The 16,191-nt window shown below is 73.9% G+C and carries 12 protein-coding genes; 6 read left to right on the forward strand and 6 right to left on the reverse strand.

Annotation, left to right across the window (positions count from 1 at the left end; genetic code table 11):
* Positions 1 to 54: 54 nt before the first annotated feature.
* Both afsK and kbpA read right to left on the reverse strand, forming a co-directional pair.
* Entirely contained in the window at positions 55 to 2,520 is a 2,466-nt protein-coding gene (gene afsK, locus AC067U_RS13905) for a protein serine/threonine kinase AfsK (RefSeq protein WP_478829884.1), read from the reverse strand.
* 55 nt (positions 2,521 to 2,575) lie between these two features.
* Positions 2,576 to 3,418 (reverse strand): AfsK-binding protein KbpA, encoded by an 843-nt coding sequence (gene kbpA / locus AC067U_RS13910; protein ID WP_478829885.1) that lies wholly within the window; start codon positions 3,416 to 3,418, stop codon positions 2,576 to 2,578.
* Between the two features lie 431 nt (positions 3,419 to 3,849).
* Here kbpA and AC067U_RS13915 point away from each other — a divergent pair, with 431 nt between their 5' ends.
* Positions 3,850 to 4,497, forward strand: a complete 648-nt coding sequence (locus tag AC067U_RS13915; protein WP_478829886.1) for a TetR family transcriptional regulator — start codon at positions 3,850 to 3,852, stop codon at positions 4,495 to 4,497.
* Between the two features lie 140 nt (positions 4,498 to 4,637).
* On the opposite strand, the gene AC067U_RS13920 is transcribed toward AC067U_RS13915, so the two are convergent.
* Positions 4,638 to 5,111: a nitroreductase family deazaflavin-dependent oxidoreductase gene (locus AC067U_RS13920; RefSeq protein ID WP_478829887.1), complete on the reverse strand. Its 474-nt coding sequence runs from the start codon at positions 5,109 to 5,111 to the stop codon at positions 4,638 to 4,640.
* Complete coding sequence (locus tag AC067U_RS13925) at positions 5,108 to 6,373, reverse strand: acyl-CoA dehydrogenase family protein (protein ID WP_478829888.1); 1,266 nt, start codon at positions 6,371 to 6,373, stop codon at positions 5,108 to 5,110. Before AC067U_RS13925 ends, AC067U_RS13920 begins: the two co-directional genes overlap by 4 nt.
* A 142-nt stretch (positions 6,374 to 6,515) precedes the next feature.
* On the opposite strand from AC067U_RS13925, the gene AC067U_RS13930 reads away from it, so the two are divergent.
* Together AC067U_RS13930 and AC067U_RS13935 are read left to right on the forward strand one after the other, a co-directional pair.
* The gene (locus AC067U_RS13930; RefSeq protein WP_478829889.1) at positions 6,516 to 7,724 is read left to right on the forward strand and encodes an acetyl-CoA acetyltransferase; all 1,209 of its coding nucleotides are present in this window, start codon (positions 6,516 to 6,518) and stop codon (positions 7,722 to 7,724) included.
* Positions 7,725 to 9,130: 1,406 nt separating this feature from the next.
* Positions 9,131 to 9,793: a pyridoxine/pyridoxamine 5'-phosphate oxidase gene (locus AC067U_RS13935; protein ID WP_478829890.1), complete on the forward strand. Its 663-nt coding sequence runs from the start codon at positions 9,131 to 9,133 to the stop codon at positions 9,791 to 9,793.
* A 129-nt stretch (positions 9,794 to 9,922) separates the two neighbouring features.
* Here AC067U_RS13935 and AC067U_RS13940 read toward each other — a convergent pair whose 3' ends face one another.
* On the reverse strand, positions 9,923 to 10,363 hold the full coding sequence (locus AC067U_RS13940; protein WP_478829891.1) for a Zn-ribbon domain-containing OB-fold protein: 441 nt from the start codon (positions 10,361 to 10,363) through the stop codon (positions 9,923 to 9,925).
* Positions 10,360 to 10,812, reverse strand: a complete 453-nt coding sequence (locus AC067U_RS13945) for a DoxX family membrane protein (protein WP_365118285.1) — start codon at positions 10,810 to 10,812, stop codon at positions 10,360 to 10,362. Before AC067U_RS13945 ends, AC067U_RS13940 begins: the two co-directional genes overlap by 4 nt.
* A gap of 195 nt (positions 10,813 to 11,007) precedes the next feature.
* On the opposite strand from AC067U_RS13945, the gene AC067U_RS13950 reads away from it, so the two are divergent.
* The 3 genes from AC067U_RS13950 (at position 11,008) to AC067U_RS13960 (ending at position 16,165) form a co-directional block, all read left to right on the forward strand.
* Complete coding sequence (locus AC067U_RS13950) at positions 11,008 to 12,333, forward strand: flavin-containing monooxygenase (RefSeq protein WP_478829892.1); 1,326 nt, start codon at positions 11,008 to 11,010, stop codon at positions 12,331 to 12,333.
* Positions 12,334 to 12,510: 177 nt separating this feature from the next.
* A complete protein-coding gene (locus tag AC067U_RS13955; RefSeq protein ID WP_478829893.1) occupies positions 12,511 to 14,754 on the forward strand; it encodes an acetate--CoA ligase family protein in 2,244 nt (747 codons plus the stop codon).
* Positions 14,755 to 15,349: 595 nt separating this feature from the next.
* Positions 15,350 to 16,165: an enoyl-CoA hydratase/isomerase family protein gene (locus tag AC067U_RS13960; RefSeq protein WP_478829894.1), complete on the forward strand. Its 816-nt coding sequence runs from the start codon at positions 15,350 to 15,352 to the stop codon at positions 16,163 to 16,165.
* Positions 16,166 to 16,191: the final 26 nt, after the last annotated feature.

Consider the following 16,191-nt stretch of genomic DNA (forward strand, 5'->3'; position numbering starts at 1 on the left):
CCGCGGCCCCTCCCGGACGGGGAGGGGCGAGCGGACGGCGAGCGGGCCCCGGGGTCAGCCCCCGGTCCTCGTCCCCGTCCCCTTCGAGGCGTCCAGGGCGTACACGCAGCGGTCCTTGCTGCAGGCGTAGACCACGCCCGCGCGGGCGACCGGGGAGCCGGTGATCTCGCCGCCCGTGGCCAGCTTCCAGCGGAGCTGGCCGCCCGCCGCGTCCAGGGTGTACAGGCAGTGGTCCGCGGAGCCGAAGTGCACGCGGCCGTCAGCGACCACCGGAGCACCGGTGATCTCCGCGCCCGCCGCGAACCGCCACTTCGGGGTGCCGGTGACCGCGTCGAGGGTGTAGAGCGCGCTGCCCGAGGCCAGGTGGACGTGGCCGTCCGCGATGACCGCCGGCTCGGTGGACTGGCGCGGCTCGGTGGCGATGCGCCAGCGGTCCTTGCCCGTCGCGGCGTCGATGGCGTACACGGTGCCGAGGTAGTCGGCCAGGTACACGCCACCGCCGGTGACGGCGGGTCCGGGGGCGAAGGCCGGCGGGGCCAGGAAGGCCGCCGGGGCCTCGAAGTGCCAGCGGACCCGGCCGGAGGCCCGGTCCACGGACAGGACCCGGGTGCCGGCCGCCACATAGACGTTGCCGTCGGACGCCGGGGTCACCCGGACCGGGACGTTGCCGCAGGAAGCCGCGTCGCCGACCGGGTAGGACCAGGCCTCCCGGCCGGTACGGGCGTCCAGTGCGCGCAGCCGGGCGTCCTGCCAGACGTACACGTAGCCCTCGTGCAGGACCGGGGCTCCGTCGGTGGTCTCGAAGTCGGTCTGGGCGCCGGTCAGCGACCACAGCTGCTGCCCGTTCGCCGCCTCGTACGCCTGGACGCCGCCGCCGCGCGTGGCGGTGAGCACCGTGCCCCGGTCCGCGCGCAGCGCGTACACCCAGGCGTCGGAGGCGAGCCGCCAGCGCTCGCTGCCGTCGGCGGCGTCGAGCGCGTACAGCGACGGGCCGTCGGAGGCGTGGATCCGGCCGTCCGCGACCGCCATCGCCCAGGCCACGTCGCGGGTCTTGAACTGGCGGCGGCCGCTGCCCACGTCCAGCGCGTGGACCTCGAAGGAGGTGACGTAGAGGAGGTCCCCGGCGACGGTCGGGGTGCCCCAGACCTCGTTGGACATCCGGAACCGCCAGGGCCGCCAGCGGCCGCTGTCCGGCGCCGGGCCGGGCCGGGGCAGTGCGGGGGCGGGCGTGGCGGGCGCGGAGGCGGCGGCTCCGCCCGGCGGGCGGATCCACCCGGTGGCGGAGTCGGCCGAGCCGGGCGCGGTGGACACCGGGCGCGGGCCGGGACCGATCGGCACCGGGGAGGCACCCAGCCGGACCGGCTCGGCGGAAACCGGCGCGGAGGCGGGCGCGGGCACGGGCAGGGGGGCCTGGCCGGGCGGCGGGGTGATCGGCGGGTGCTGCGGCCGCGGCGGTGCGGCGTGCCCGGTGCGCGGGTCCGTCCACGGGTCCCCGGGAGCGGGCCGGCTGTCGGCGGCCGGGCGCTCACGGCGGTGCGTCGGGCCCTGACCGGGGCCCTGACCGGGGCCCTGACCGCCCTGGCCGTTGCCCTGGCCGTGACCGGGAGCACCCCCACCGCTCGTACGCTGCCCCGCCCGCCGCGCCTCGATCATCGCGACCGCCCGCTCCGGCAGCCAGGCCGAGGCGGTACCGCTGTCGTCCCCTGCGGCGAACAGGTGCGGGGCCAGCTGCGCCTGCAGGTCGGCCGGGGTGGGCCGGAGCGTGGCGTCCATCTGCATGCAGGAGTCGATGAGCGGCCGCAGCTCGTCCGGCAGGCCCTCCAGGTTCGGCCCCTCGCGCAACAGCATGAACACGGTCTCCACCGGGTTCGCCCCGTGGTACGGCGGGTGCCCGGTGGCCGCGAAGACCAGGGTGGAGCCGAGCGAGAAGACGTCGCTGGCGCCCTTCACGCTGCGCGAGTCCTTCGCCTGCTCGGGCGACATGTAGGCCGGGGTGCCGACGGCGACGTTCGTCATGGTCAGCCGGGTGTTCGAGACACCGCTGGCGATACCGAAGTCGATCACCCGGGGCCCGTCCTCGACCACGAGGACGTTGGACGGCTTGAGGTCGCGGTGCACCAGGCCGGCCTGGTGGATGGACTGCAGCGCCTCCGCGATGCCGGCCGCGAGCCACCGTACGGCCTGCGCGGGCATCGGCCCGCACTCGTTGACGATCTCCTCCAGGGAGGGCGCCGGGACGTACGCGGTGGCCAGCCAGGGCACGGCGGCGCGCGGGTCGGCGTCGACCACGGCGGCGGTGTAGAAGCCGGAGACGGCGCGCGCCGCCTCCACCTCGCGCGTGAACCGCACCCGGAACAGCTGGTCCTCCGCCAGCTCGGTGCGCACCGTCTTGATCGCGACCCGGCGGCCGGACGCCGACCGCGCGAGATAGACCAGCCCCATGCCGCCGGCCCCGAGCCGGCCCAGCACCTCGAAGGGGCCGATCCGTCTCGGGTCGTGCTGCGTCAGCTGCTCCACCACTCGCCTCACACCTCCCCGTACGGGCCCAGGTCCGGGCCCGCGCTCCCCGATTCTGTCAGGCCCCGGGCCGCCCCGGCTCCGACTCCGCGCCCGGTTCGGCAGCCGATCCCGCCTCCGGGCCGGACTCGGGCTCGGAGAGGAGGGCGAAGGCCGCTCCCTGATTGTCCGCGACGACGGCGATCCGGCCGTACGGCGTGTCGAACGGGTCGGCGCTGACCCGGCCGCCGAGGCGGCGCACGGTCGCCACCGACTCGTCCACGTCGGGCACCGCGAAATACACCAGGAAATGCGCCGGCATGTACTCCGGGAACGCCTCCGTGATCAGCGTGCGGCCCACGACGGCGGTGTCCGGGCCGGGCGTGCTGCCGGGCGGCGACCAGATGCGGTAGTCGATGCCGGCGTCCTCCTGGTCCTGGGCGACGTAGCCGAAGACCTGCGCGTAGAAGGTGTCGACCGCGTCACGGGCCCGGGTGTAGACCTCGGTCCAGCAGTACGTGTACGGCTCCATGCTGGCCTCGAAGCCGTGGTGGGTGCCGGGCTGCCAGAGGCCGAAGACGGCGCCGCCGGGGTCCGCGGCCATCGCGGCGGCGCCGTACGGGCCGACCGGCATGGGCTCCATGACCATCTGGCCGCCGGCGCCCCGGATCCGCCGGGCGGCCGCGTACGCGTCGGAGGTGTAGAGGTAGACCCCCCAGACGGTGGGCATCCGGCCGTCGGGCTTGGGCGCGAGCGCTGCCACGTTGCGGCCGCGGCTGTAGGCCTGGGTGTATCCGCCGTACCGGGCGGAGGGGGCGGTGAAGGTCCACCCGAACAGCTCACCGTAGAAACGTTTGCCCGCCTCGACGTCCGGAAGCGAGGCGTCCACCCAGCAGGGGGTGCCCTCTGCGAATGCGGCCACGGGCCTTTCCTTCCGTTTTGGCGTGCTGTGTACGCCCACCCATGATCCATCGGACCTGTTGTCCACAGCCTGTTGACAAGACTATTCGGGCGATTCCGCCCCAGCCCTCGCACCCTCCCCACCGCCGCGTCGGCAGGCGTGCCGCCGTGTGGCCACGCGTGCCGCCGTGTGGGCAGGCGTGCCGCAGGGCGATGGGGGTCCCCCCTGCTCGAGCGAAGCCGAGAGCTTGGGGGAGGGTGGGCACACGGCACACCGGCCCGCGCCGGTCGCGCAGCGTGTCCCGCACCCCGACCCCGCTCAGGGCCCGGACCCGCACCGCAGAGCCCCCAGTCACGCCCCAGCCCCGCCAGGGAATCGCAGGCCAACCACCCCGTAACCCCATTTGCAGGCGGCCGAATCGCGCCCCGATCACCCCTCGGTAAGCTGACGGCATGACAGGACAAGTACGCACCGTCGACGGCCGCGTTGCCGGCCGGCGCGGACAGGCGACGCGGCAGAAGCTGCTGGACTGCCTCAGCGAGATGCTCAGCAGCTCGCCGTACCGCGACGTGAAGGTGATCGACGTCGCCCGGAAGGCCGGGACCTCCCCCGCGACCTTCTACCAGTACTTCCCGGACGTCGAGGGCGCCGTCCTGGAGATCGCCGAGCAAATGGCGACCGAGGGCGCACAGTTGACCGCGCTGGTCGAGGGCCGCTCGTGGGTCGGCAAGTCCGGCTGGCAGGCGGCGGAGGAACTCGTCGACGGCTTCCTGGAGTTCTGGCGGAGCAACGACGCGATCCTGCGCGTCGTCGACCTCGGCGCGGCCGAGGGCGACAAGCGCTTCTACAAGATCCGCATGAAGATCCTGAACTCGGTCACCAACTCCCTCACCGATTCGGTCAAGGAGCTGCAGGCCAAGGGCAAGGTCGACAAGGACGTCAGCCCTGCCGCGATCTCCGGCTCGCTGGTCGCCATGCTCGCGGCGGTGGCCTCGCACCAGAAGGGCTTCCAGACCTGGGGCGTCAAGCAGGCCGAGCTGAAGCCGAACCTGGCGCTGCTCGTGCACCTCGGCATCACGGGCAAGAAGCCGACCAAGTAGGCGGCGGGCCCGACCGGGGTCCGCCCGCCGTCGCCGCCCGCCGTCACCGCACACCGGCCGGTCAGCGCCGACCCGCGCCGACCCGTGCCGAGCGTCGGCCAGCCGGCCCGCCGGCCCGCCGGCCCGGCCGGCCCTGCCGGTCAGCGCCGTTCCAGCCGGAACAGTCGGATCTCGCGGTCGATCCGCGCCTGGTAGGTCGCGTACGGCGGCCAGAACCGCAGCACGGCCTGCCATGCCGCTGCGCGCTCCTCCCCCGCCAGCAGCCGGGCCCGGACGTCGATGTCCTGCCCCTTCCAGCTGATCCGCGCGTCCGGGTGCTTCAGCAGGTTGGCGGTCCACGCCGGATGCCCGGGCCGCCCGAAGTTGGATCCGATCAGCAGCCAGGTCGCCCCGCCCGGCTCCGGCATGCAGGCCAGCGGGGTGGTCCGCGGCTCGCCGCTCTTCGCGCCCTTCGCGGTGAGGATCACTCCGGGCAGCATCTGCGCGCTGAGCATGACCTTGCCGCGGGTCAGCCGGTGCACCGCCTTGTCCATGGCCGGGATGAAGTGCGGCGCGATCCTCGCGAACAGCCTCGTCGAGGAGACCTTCTGCATGAGCTTGAGACCGGGTGTCATCGGACGGCTGCCCTCTCCTGTGGCGTGACGGCGGGCGGTGTGGCGGTCGGGGACGCGTCGGCGGGCCGATGCGTGACGGCGGGCTCGGGAGCGGGGGCGAACAGCCCGGCCCTGAGCGCCGCGTGGGCGCGCAGCCGGTGCACGGGCCCGAACATCAACTCGTCGGCGGCGGCGCGCTTGAAGTACAGGTGCGCGTCGTGCTCCCAGGTGAAGCCGATGCCGCCGTGCAACTGGATGGCCTCGCCGGCGGTGATCCGCAGGGCCTCCAGGGCCTGCGCGAGCGCGAGCCCGCCCTGCTCGGGGTCCCAGGCCGCGTAGTAGGCCGCCGAGCGGGCCGCCTGGACCTGTACGTACACGTCGGCGAGCCGGTGCTTGACCGCCTGGAAGGACCCGACGGGCCGCCCGAACTGCTCCCGCGCCCGGACGTACTCCACGGTCCGGGCCAACGCCTGGTCGGCCGCGCCGACCGCCTCGGCGGCGAGCACCGCGGCGGCGGTACGCCCGGCCGCGGCGAGCGCGCCGCGCACGTCCGCCCCGTCCTCCTCGTGCGCGCCGATCAACTCGGCTGGCACGTCCCGCAGTTGTACGCGCGCCTGCGGCCGGGTCTCGTCCAGGACGGCCTGCCGGACACGGACGAGACCCGGCGCACCCTCCCGCACGAGGAACAGCAGGGTGCGGCTGCGCGCGAACCCTCCGGTGTGCGCCGCGACCAGCAGCACCCCGGCGCTGTGCCCGTCCAGCACCTGCGCGGCCTCGCCGTACAGCCGCCAGTTCCCGGTGCCGTCCCGCCGGGCCTGCACCCCGCCGGCCCGCCCGCCGCCGGACCACTCCGCCGCCACGTCGTCCCCCGTCAGGGCGAGGGCGGTGGCGAGCGCGGTACCGGGAACCACCAGGGCGGCGGTCAGCCCGCCGGTCGCGAGCGGCGGGAGCAGCTCGGACCGCTGGGCGGCGGTGCCGAGCGCGGCGATCAGCGGGGCGGACAGTACGGCCGTGCCGAGCAGCGGCGAGGGGAGCAGCGCCCGGCCGCTCTCCTCGCAGGCCAGGACCAGGTCGGCGGGGGTGCAGCCGACGCCCCCGTACTCCTCCGGGACCGCGATCCCGGGCAGCCCCAGCTGCCGTGCGAGCTGCTGCCACAGGTCGCGGTCGTAGCCTGCGGCGGTCCGGACGGCGGCCTTGACCTCGTCCGGACCGCAGCGTTTGCCCAGGATCTCGCGCAGGGTGCGGCGCATCTCGTCCTGCTCCGCGGTGAAGGCTGCGTCCATCGGCGGGCTCCTCCCCATCTGACGGCGCGTCATATTAGAGCCGGGGGCAGGAGATGCCCAGAGCCCTACGACAACCGGACCGCGCGGTACCGCACGCACGACGGATGTACCGATCTCCAGTTTCTGATGTACCGTCAGATTCATGGCGGGAAGCATCGTGGGGAACCCCAGGGACCCCAAGAAGGTCAAGGAACGCCGCAAGGTGGCCGTCGTCGGCGTCGCCCTCTCGGACTGCGGACGGGTGGACGGCCCCACCCCGTACGCCCTGCACGCCCAGGCGGCGCGCCGCGCCCTGGCCGACTCGGGCCTGGACCGCTCGGTGGTCGACGGCTTCGCCTCGGCCGGGCTGGGCACGCTCGCACCGGTCGAGGTCGCCGAGTACCTCGGCCTGCGCCCCACCTGGGTGGACTCCACCTCGGTCGGCGGCTCGACCTGGGAGGTCATGGCCGCGCACGCCGCGGACGCCATCGCGGCGGGCTCCGTGAACGCCGTCCTCCTGGTCTACGGCTCGACGGCACGCGCGGACATCAAGGCCCGCCGGCGCACCTCGAACCTCTCCTTCGGCGCGCGCGGACCCCTGCAGTTCGAGGTCCCGTACGGGCACACGCTGATCTCCAAGTACGCCATGGCCGCCCGCCGCCACATGCACGAGTACGGCACCACCCTCGAACAGCTCGCCGAGGTCGCCGTCCAGGCCCGCGCGAACGCGGCGACCAACCCGGACGCCATGTTCCGCGACCCGATCACGGTCGAGGACGTCCTGTCCGGCGAGATGATCGCGGACCCCTTCACCAAACTGCACTGCTGCATCCGCTCGGACGGCGGCTGCGCGGTGCTCCTGGCGGCGGAGGAGTACGTCCCGGACACCGCCAAGTCCCCGGTCTGGATCCTCGGCACCGGCACCTCGGTCTCCCACACCACCATGTCGGAATGGGCGGACTTCACGGTCTCCCCGGCCGCCGTCTCGGGCCGCCTGGCCTTCGAACGCGCGGGCGTCCGCCCCGCCGACGTGGACCTGGCGGAGATCTACGACGCCTTCACCTACATGACCCTGGTCACCCTGGAGGACCTCGGCTTCTGCGCGAAGGGCGAAGGCGGCGCGTTCGTGGAGAAGGGCCGCCTGCTGCGCGAGGGCGAGCTCCCGGTCAACACCGACGGCGGCGGCCTGTCGGCCTGCCACCCGGGCATGCGCGGCCTGTTCCTCCTGGTGGAGGCAGTCCGCCAACTCCGCGGCGAGGCGGGCGAAGGCCAGGTCCGCAAACGCGACGGCCGCCTCCCGGAACTGGCTGTCGCCTCGGGCATGGGCGGCTGGTTCTGCTCATCGGGAACGGTCGTCCTGGGTCGCGGCTGATCGGCTTCGGGGGTGGGGCGGGGTGGGCCGGGCCGGGCGGGGGTTCCGGGCGGGGGCTGGGCTGGGCTGGCCGGGTAAGGAGCAGGGGACTCCGGCCGGACGGAATCGGCCAGTGGAGCGACGCCAAGTGTTGCCGGACTTCGCCTGGGCGGCGTCTGGGAGGTGCCCGGGGGCGGCCCGTCAGTCCCAGTGTCATTACGTGCCGGCCGCCGGCGTCAAGGGCGCTCCCTACGGTCGCGTCGGCAAGCCGATGGCCCTTTGGGCCACCCTTGACACCGACGACCGTCACGCAACGACAAGGACTGTCGGGCGGCCCCCGGGGGATGGCATGGGGGAGCCTTCGGATCCTTGCGCTGTGGCGTTGGCGGGCACGAGCGGTGGCTCTCGCTCGGCCAGCCGCCCTCCGGGCGGACGCGGCGGTGAAGTGGATCAGATCTACGTAATTTGGGCCGGTCCGGGCGCACCAAATCGCTACGCGCTCCTCTTTCTCGGCGGATGCGGGCCGCCAGGGGCCGGACCGCCACCGATCGCTACGCGCTCCTGCCGGATGGCGGATGCGGGCCGCCGGTGCCCGGACATAGACCGCCAACGATCGCTACGTGCTCCTGTCCGTGTCGGCGGCAGGCGGCCCGCCCGGGGCCGAGACCATCACGCGGCAACAAGCGCCACCGATCACTACACGCTCCGGAAGGAGCGGCGGCAGGCAGGCCGGTGGGGCTGAAGCAGACAGTCAGCGCACGAGCGCCCGACGAGCAACCCCCGACAGCCCGCACCCCCCGATAGCCCGCACCCGCCGACAGACCGAAGCGCGTAGCGATCCGTGGCGGTCTATGTCCGGCCACCGGCCGCCCGCACCCGCCGTCCGACAGGAGCGCGTAGCGATTTGATGCGCCCGGACCGGCCTAAATTACGTAGATCTGATCCACTTCACCGCCGCCCCCGCCCGGAGGGCGGCTGGCCGAGCGGGAGCCGCTGCCCGTGCCCGCCAACGCCACAGCGCAAGGATCCGAAGGCTCCTCCCATGCCATCCCCCGGGGGCCGCCCGACAGTCCTTGTCGTTGCGTGACGGTCGTCGGCGTCAAGGGTGGCCCAAAGGGCCATCGGCTTGCCGACGCGACCAACGGGAGCGCCCTTGACGCCGACGGCCGGCACGTAATGACACTGGGACTGACGGGCAGCCCCCGGGCACCTCCCAGACGCCGTCCGGGCGAAGCACAACCACCCTTCACCCCGCCCGCCGTCCAGTCCCCCTGGCACGTAGTCCGGCTGCTGCTCCGACCCCTGCCCCCGGCCGGGCCCGGTGGGGCTCAGGGGGTGTAGCGGGCCGGGGTCGTGGGGGCGTACCGGCCCGCCTATCGTGGCCACGTTCCGGGCGACGAGCATCGGGCGATACCGAGGAGGGCCGTGTGACCACCTACGACGAGTTCACCGAGGCGCTGCGCGCGCAGCGCGTGTGGGACCGGGAGCTGCCCGGGTTCGACGCCGGTGCGGCTCCCGCGGAACCGCTCGCCCTGTTCCACTCCTGGTTCCTGGACGCCGTCGCGGCGGGGCAGGCGGAGGCGCACACGATGGCGCTCGCCACCGTGGACGCCGACGGGCTGCCCGATGTCCGGACCCTGATGCTGCACGACGCGGACGAGCGCGGGTGGCACTTCGCCTCGCACGTCACCAGCGCCAAGGGGCGGCAGCTGGCCGCCCGCCCCGCGGCGGCCCTGCACTTCTACTGGCCCGCCGTCGCGCGGCAGATCCGCATCCGCGGGCGCGTCAGCGCCGACGGTCCGGGGGCCATCCGGACGCGCGGGGCGCTCGCGGCTGCCCTGACCGGTCGGCAGAGCGATGTGCTGGACAGCCGTGACGCCCTGGTCCGGGCGTCTGCCGACGCCTGGGAGCGGGCGGGCGCCGAGCCGGACACCGTGTCCCCGACCTGGACGGCGTACACGCTGGTCGCCGACGAGGTCGAGTTCTTCCAGGGCGACGCGATGCGCCGCCACGTCCGGCTGCGCTACCGCCGCCCGGGAGCGGACGACGGCGCGGCCGACGGCTGGCTGCGCGAGCTGCTCTGGCCCTGAGCCGGGCCTGCCGCGCCGCACCCTCCCCGCCGCACCCTCCGCGCCGCACCCTCCGCGCCGCCCGCGCCGCCACGCGACCTCCTGCCCGCCTACAACCTCGGGCTACAACCTCCGGCTACGGCTCCCGGTTCAGTCCTCCGCCCGTGGCCGGAACACCGGCACCGCGATCTCCTCCGTCTCCCTGCGGAAGGTGACCTCCAGGGGCATGCCGATGCGCAGCTCGGCCTCCTCGCAGTCGACGATCTCGGTCATCATCCGCGGCCCTTCCTCGAGGTCCACGACCGCGGCGACGTACGGGACCCGGGCGCCGAAGGGCGGCAGGTCGTTGCGGTGGATCACCGACCAGGTGTACAGGACGGCCCGGCCGCCGGCCTGCTCCCAGGCCACGCGGTCCTCGCCGGCCCAGCAGTACGGGCAGAACTCGCGCGGGTAGTGGTGGGCGCGGCCGCACGCCGCGCAGCGGCGGAGCAGCAGTCGTCCGTCGGCGGCCGCCGTCCAGTAGGGGCGGGTGAAATCGTCGGTCTCGGGCAGGTCGAAACGGGGGCCGCCGGAGGCGGGGGCCGCGGTCATGAGAAGAGTCCGATCGCCGAATCCAGGGACCAGGTCTGCCAGCTCATCGCGAACAGTGCGACGAGCGAGATCAGCGCCATCATCGAGTTCTGGCCCTGTTCGGCCCAGTCGTGGATCATCAGCACCAGGTAGAGCAGGTTCAGCAGCAGGCCGCCGACGAGCGCGACCGGGGTCAGGAACCCCAGGACGAGCCCCAGGCCGAGGGCCAGTTCCGCGTAGACGACGACGTACGCCATCAGTTTCGGCCGCGGTTGCACCACCGACACGAAGCCGGTCTTCACGAACGGCCACCGGTGTTTGTTCGCCACGTCGGCCGCCCAGGCGATGCCGGTACCGCGCTCGAACCAGCCCTTCTTGTCCTTGTGCCGCCAGCTCTCCAGCCACCACAGGCCGAGGCCGATCCGCAGCACGGCGAGCCATTCGGCCCCGCTGAGCCAGATGGTCTGCATGCGGCCACCCCTCCCACCCTCCCGCTCCCATATCTGACGGTACGTCAGTTCAGCGGATCCGGCGCATCCGCGCAAGAGCCCGGACCGGACGCGGGGCAGCCGACGCGCCCGCCGGCCATCGTCGTGACCGATCCGCAATCGATTCCCCGCCCGACCGAGACCCATGAACGCTGCGTGACGCTACGCTCACCCTTCATGCCTGAAGCGCCTGACCTGACCGCCACCGAACCGCATCCCGTGTACGTCATCGGCGGTGGCCCCGGTGGTCTCGCCGCGGCGGCCGCGCTCCGCGGGCGCGGCGTACGCGCGGTCGTCATCGAGAAGTCCGACGCCGTGGGCGCGTCATGGCGGCGCCACTACGACAGGCTCCACCTGCACACCACCCGCCGCCTCTCGGGGCTGCCGGGACTCCCGATCCCGCGCCGATTCGGGCGCTGGGTGTCCCGCGACAACGTGGTGCGGTACCTGGAGAAGTACGCCGAGCACCATGAGCTGGAGATCGTCACCGGTGTCGAGGTGACGCGCATCGAGCGCGCCACGGACGCCGACGGCAGCGACCCCCACGACGGCTGGGTCCTGCACGCCACCGGCGGGCGCCGGCTCGCCGCCCGGGCCGTGATCATCGCCACCGGCTTCAACCACACCCCGGCACTCCCGGCCCGGCCGGGCGCCGACGGGTACACCGGGGAACTGCTGCACGCCGCGGACTACCGCAATCCGGCCCCCTTCGCGGGCCGCGACGTGCTGGTCATCGGCAGCGGCAACACCGGCGCGGAGATAGCGGTCGACCTCGCCGAAGGCGGTGCCGCCCGGGTGCGGCTCGCCGTACGCACGGCGCCGCACATCGTGCGCCGCTCCACGGCCGGCTGGCCGGCCCAGCGCAGCGGGATCCTGGTGCGCAGGCTGCCCGTGCGGCTGGTGGACCGGATCGGCGCGATCCAGGCCAAGGTGTCCGTGCCGGACCTGTCGGCGTACGGCCTCCCGCGTCCGGAGACCGGCCTGTACAGCCGGGTCCTGGAGGGGGCGATCCCGGTGCAGGACGTGGGGCTGATCGCGGCCGTACGGGCCGGGAAGGTGGAACCGGTCGCCGCCGTGGACTCCTTCGACGGGGACGGGGTCGTCCTGGCGGACGGCTCGCGCATCACGCCGGACGCGGTGGTCGCGGCCACCGGCTACCGGCGGGGGCTGGAGGGGCTGGTGGGGCACCTGGGGGTGCTGGACGGGCGCGGCCGGCCGGTGGTGCACGGCTCCCGTACGGACCCGAACGCGCCACGGCTGTATTTCACCGGTTTCACGAACCCCATCAGCGGAATGTTCCGGGAGATGGCCCTGGACGCCGAACGGATCGCCAAGGCCCTCTCACGCAAGCCCCGTACGCCCGGCAAGCGCCGCACGACCCGCACAGCCCGCACAGCCCGCACAGCCCGCAAGTCCCCTACGCCCCGCACGTCCCGTACGCCCCACACCGCGACGCCGAACCCCGGCGCCGCCAGGACCGCCGGGGCCACCCCGGCGGACTGAAGGACCGGGTGGCTCCCGTACCGCCCCGTAACATCCGCGCTTATTCTTCCGCAGCCCTGTTCCTGACGGCGCGTCAGTTCAGTAATCTGACAAGGCGTCAGTTCAATGGTCCGACGCCACGGGCCATTCGGATCATTCGACGCCTATCCGCGTCATCGAGCAGGAGCGGGCGGAACGATGCTTGGATCTACTCACGGCACCCTCACCACCGACTTCCGCGCACGGGTCGAGGCCTGCGGGGACCATGCCCGCAACGCCGTCCACTCCACGACGGCCGACCCCACCACCGACAAGGCGGGCGCGGGCGCCCGGGACGTCAGCGGCCGGCCGCTGCACGCCGACGTGCCCGACCTCGACCGGTTCTTCCGGCCGGAGTCGGTGGCCGTGATCGGCGCCTCCGACGCCGACGGCAGACCCAACACCGGCATCACCCGCCAGCTCATCGCCTGGGCGGAGCGCGTGGGAGCCCGGCTGCACCCCGTGCACCCCACCCGGACCAGCGTCTTCGGGCTGCCCTGCTTCGCGTCCGTCGCGGACCTGCCCGAGCAGGTGGACCTGGCCGTGCTGCTGGTCGGCGACCCGCTGCCGGTGATCGAGGAACTCGCCGAGGCCAAGGTGAAGTTCGCGGTGGCCTTCGCCTCCGGCTTCGCCGAGACCGGGGACGAGGGCAAGGAGGCGCAGGCCCGGCTCGCGGCCGCCGTACGGCGTTCCGGGATGCGCCTGCTCGGCCCGAACACCAACCTCAACGCCTTCGAGGAGTTCCGCGAGGACCTCGACGGTCCGGCGATCGCGCTGATCACCCAGTCCGGGCACCAGGGCCGGCCCGTCTACACCCTGCAGGAGCTGGGCATCCGGCTCTCGCACTGGGCCCCGACCGGCAACGAGGCCGACCTGGAGACCTCCGACTTCATCTCCTACTTCGCCGAGCGGCCGGAGGTCGGGGCGATCGCCTGCTACGTGGAGGGACTCAAGGACGGCCGCTCCTTCCTGCTGGCCGCCGACCGCGCGGCCCGCAACGGGGTGCCGGTGGTCGCCGTCAAGGTCGGCCGCACCGAGACCGGCGCCCGGATGGCCGCCTCCCACACGGGCAAGCTCACCGGGGCGGACACCGTGGTGGACGCCGCGATGCGGCAGTTCGGCGTGATCCGGGTGGACGGCCTGGACGAGCTCCAGGACACCGCCGCCCTACTGGCCCGCGCGCGGCGGCCGCAGGCCGACGGGGTGGTCGTCTACTCGATCTCCGGCGGCACCGGTGCGCACTTCTCCGACCTGGCGACGGAGGCGGGGCTCTCGCTGCCCACCCTCTCGGCGGCCAAGCAGACCGAGCTGCACCAGTGGATACCGGAGTACCTGAACGTCGCCAACCCGGTGGACAACGGCGGCCATCCGGTCGGCGACTGGCGCGGCCGGAAGATCATCGACGCCATCCTCGCCGACCCGTCCGTGGGCGTGCTGATCTGTCCGATCACCGGGCCGTTCCCGCCGATGAGCGACAAGCTCGCGCAGGACCTGGTGGACGCGGCGGAGGCGACGGACAAGCTGGTCTGTGTGGTGTGGGGGTCCCCGGTGGGCACGGAGGACGCCTACCGCACGACCCTGCTCGGCTCCTCCCGGGTGGCCACGTTCCGCACGTTCGGCAACTGCATCACCGCCGTACGCGCCTACCTCGACCACCACCGCTTCACCACCGGCTACCGCTCCCCCTTCGACGACGCCCCGCGCACGCCCTCGCCCTCGTACCGGAAGGCGCAGGCCCTGATGCGGCCGGGGCAGCAGCTCAGCGAGCACGCCGCGAAGCAACTGCTGCGCGCGTACGGGATCCGGGTGCCGCGGGAGCAGCTGGTGACCAGCGCGGCGGCCGCGGTACGGGCGGCCGGCCTGGTCGGCTATCCCGTGGTGATGAAGGCGTCCGGCCCGCAGCTGGCCCACAAGACCGAGCTCGGACTCGTGAAGATCGGGCTGACCTCGGCGAGCCAGATCCGCGACGCGTACCGGGAGCTGACGGACATCGCGCGGTACGAGAACGTGCCGCTGGACGGGATCCTGGTCTGCCAGATGGTCGAGCGGGGGGTGGAGATGGTCGTCGGCGTCACCCAGGACGACCTCTTCGGCCCGACCGTCACGGTGGGCCTGGGCGGTGTCCTGGTCGAGGTCCTGCACGACGCGGCGGTACGGGTGCCCCCGTTCGGCGAGGACCAGGCCCGCGCGATGCTCCGCGAACTCCGCGGCCACGCCCTGCTGGAAGGCGTCCGCGGCGCCCCGCCGGCGGACGTGGACGCACTCGTGGAGGTGGTCCTCCGGGTCCAGCGGATGGCCCTGGAACTGGGCACCGAACTCTCGGAACTGGACATCAACCCGCTGATGGTCCTCCCGCGCGGCCAGGGCGCTGTCGCGCTGGACGCCTTGGCAGTCTGCCGCTGACCGGCCCCGGCCGGGCGTGCCCCCACCCTCCCACCCACGCCTCAAGCGCCGGCGGGGCTGGCAAGAATGCGGGGCTCCGCCCCGACCGGACTGCGCCGGGGCGGCTGGGGCGCAGCCCCGAGCTTCCGGGGGCTCGGGGGCTCGCCCCCGGTTCCCCCCAGGGACGTCGGGGCTGCGCCCCAAAGGTCCGGTACCCAGCCCGGACCGGTCAGGGGGCGCAGCCCCAAGAGGCCTGGGGCACAGCCCCGGGGGCCAGGAAGCCCGGGAGCCCGGGAGCCCGGGAGCCCGGGAGCCCGGAAGCCCGGAAGCCCGGGAGCCAGGAAGCCCGGGAGCCCGGGAGCCCGGGAGCCCGGGAGCCCGGGAGCCCGGGAGCCCGGGGGGCCCGGGAGCCCGGGGGGCCCAGGGGCCCGGGGCCCCAAGGGGGTTTGGGGCGCAGCCCCGGGGGCTCGGGGGCTCGCCCCCGGTTCCCAAAGGGGGCCGGGGCGCAGCCCCGGTTTCGGGAAGGGGCGGGGTGGGGGAAAGCCCCGCGCAGCGGACCGCCCGCGCACCGTCGCACAGCCGTCAGCACCCACGACAGAAGCGGAGCACAAGCACCATGCCCGAGTCCGAGCCCGAGCCCGACACTTCGGTACTGCACCGGACCGAGAACGGTGTCTCCTGGATCACCCTCAACCGCCCCGAGGCGATGAACGCCGTCACCTGGGACCAGCGGGAGCGCGTCATCGCGCTGCTCGGTGCGGCGAGCGCCGATCCGGCCGTGCGGGCCGTGGTCGTCACCGCGACCGGCAAGGGGTTCTGTGCGGGCGCCGACCTCCGCGGCGGGCCCGCGGCGGAGCGCGGCGAGCGCGTCGCAGGGGACGTCGCCCGCATGATCCGCCTCGGCGCGCAGCGCCTGGTCACCGCGGTCCTCGACTGCGAGAAACCGGTGATCGCCGCGGTCAACGGCACCGCCGCCGGCATCGGCGCCCACCTCGCCCTCGCCTGCGATCTGGTCATCGCCGCCGAACAGGCCAGGTTCATCGAGGTGTTCGTCCGCCGCGGCCTGATCCCGGACGGCGGCGGCGCGTACCTGCTCCCGCGGCTGGTCGGCCCGCAGAAGGCCAAGGAGCTGATGTTCTTCGGTGACGCGCTGCCCGCCGCCGACGCGGAGCGCCTCGGCCTGGTCAACCGGGTGGTCCCGGCGGAGGAACTGGAGCCGGCGGCACGTGCCTGGGCGGAGCGCCTCGCCCAGGGCCCGACCCGGGCGCTCGCCCTGACCAAGCAGCTCGTCAATGCCTCCCTGGACAGTGACCGGGCCTCGGCGCTGGCCGCCGAGGCCACGGCGGTGGAGATCAACATGACCACGGCGGACGCCAACGAGGGCGTGGCCTCCTTCGTGGAGCGGCGCACGCCGAAGTACCGGGGCTGCTGAGGCAGGGGGGGGAGGCAGGGGGGTGG

It is taken from the genome of Streptomyces sp. NPDC043853 (assembly GCF_056436025.1).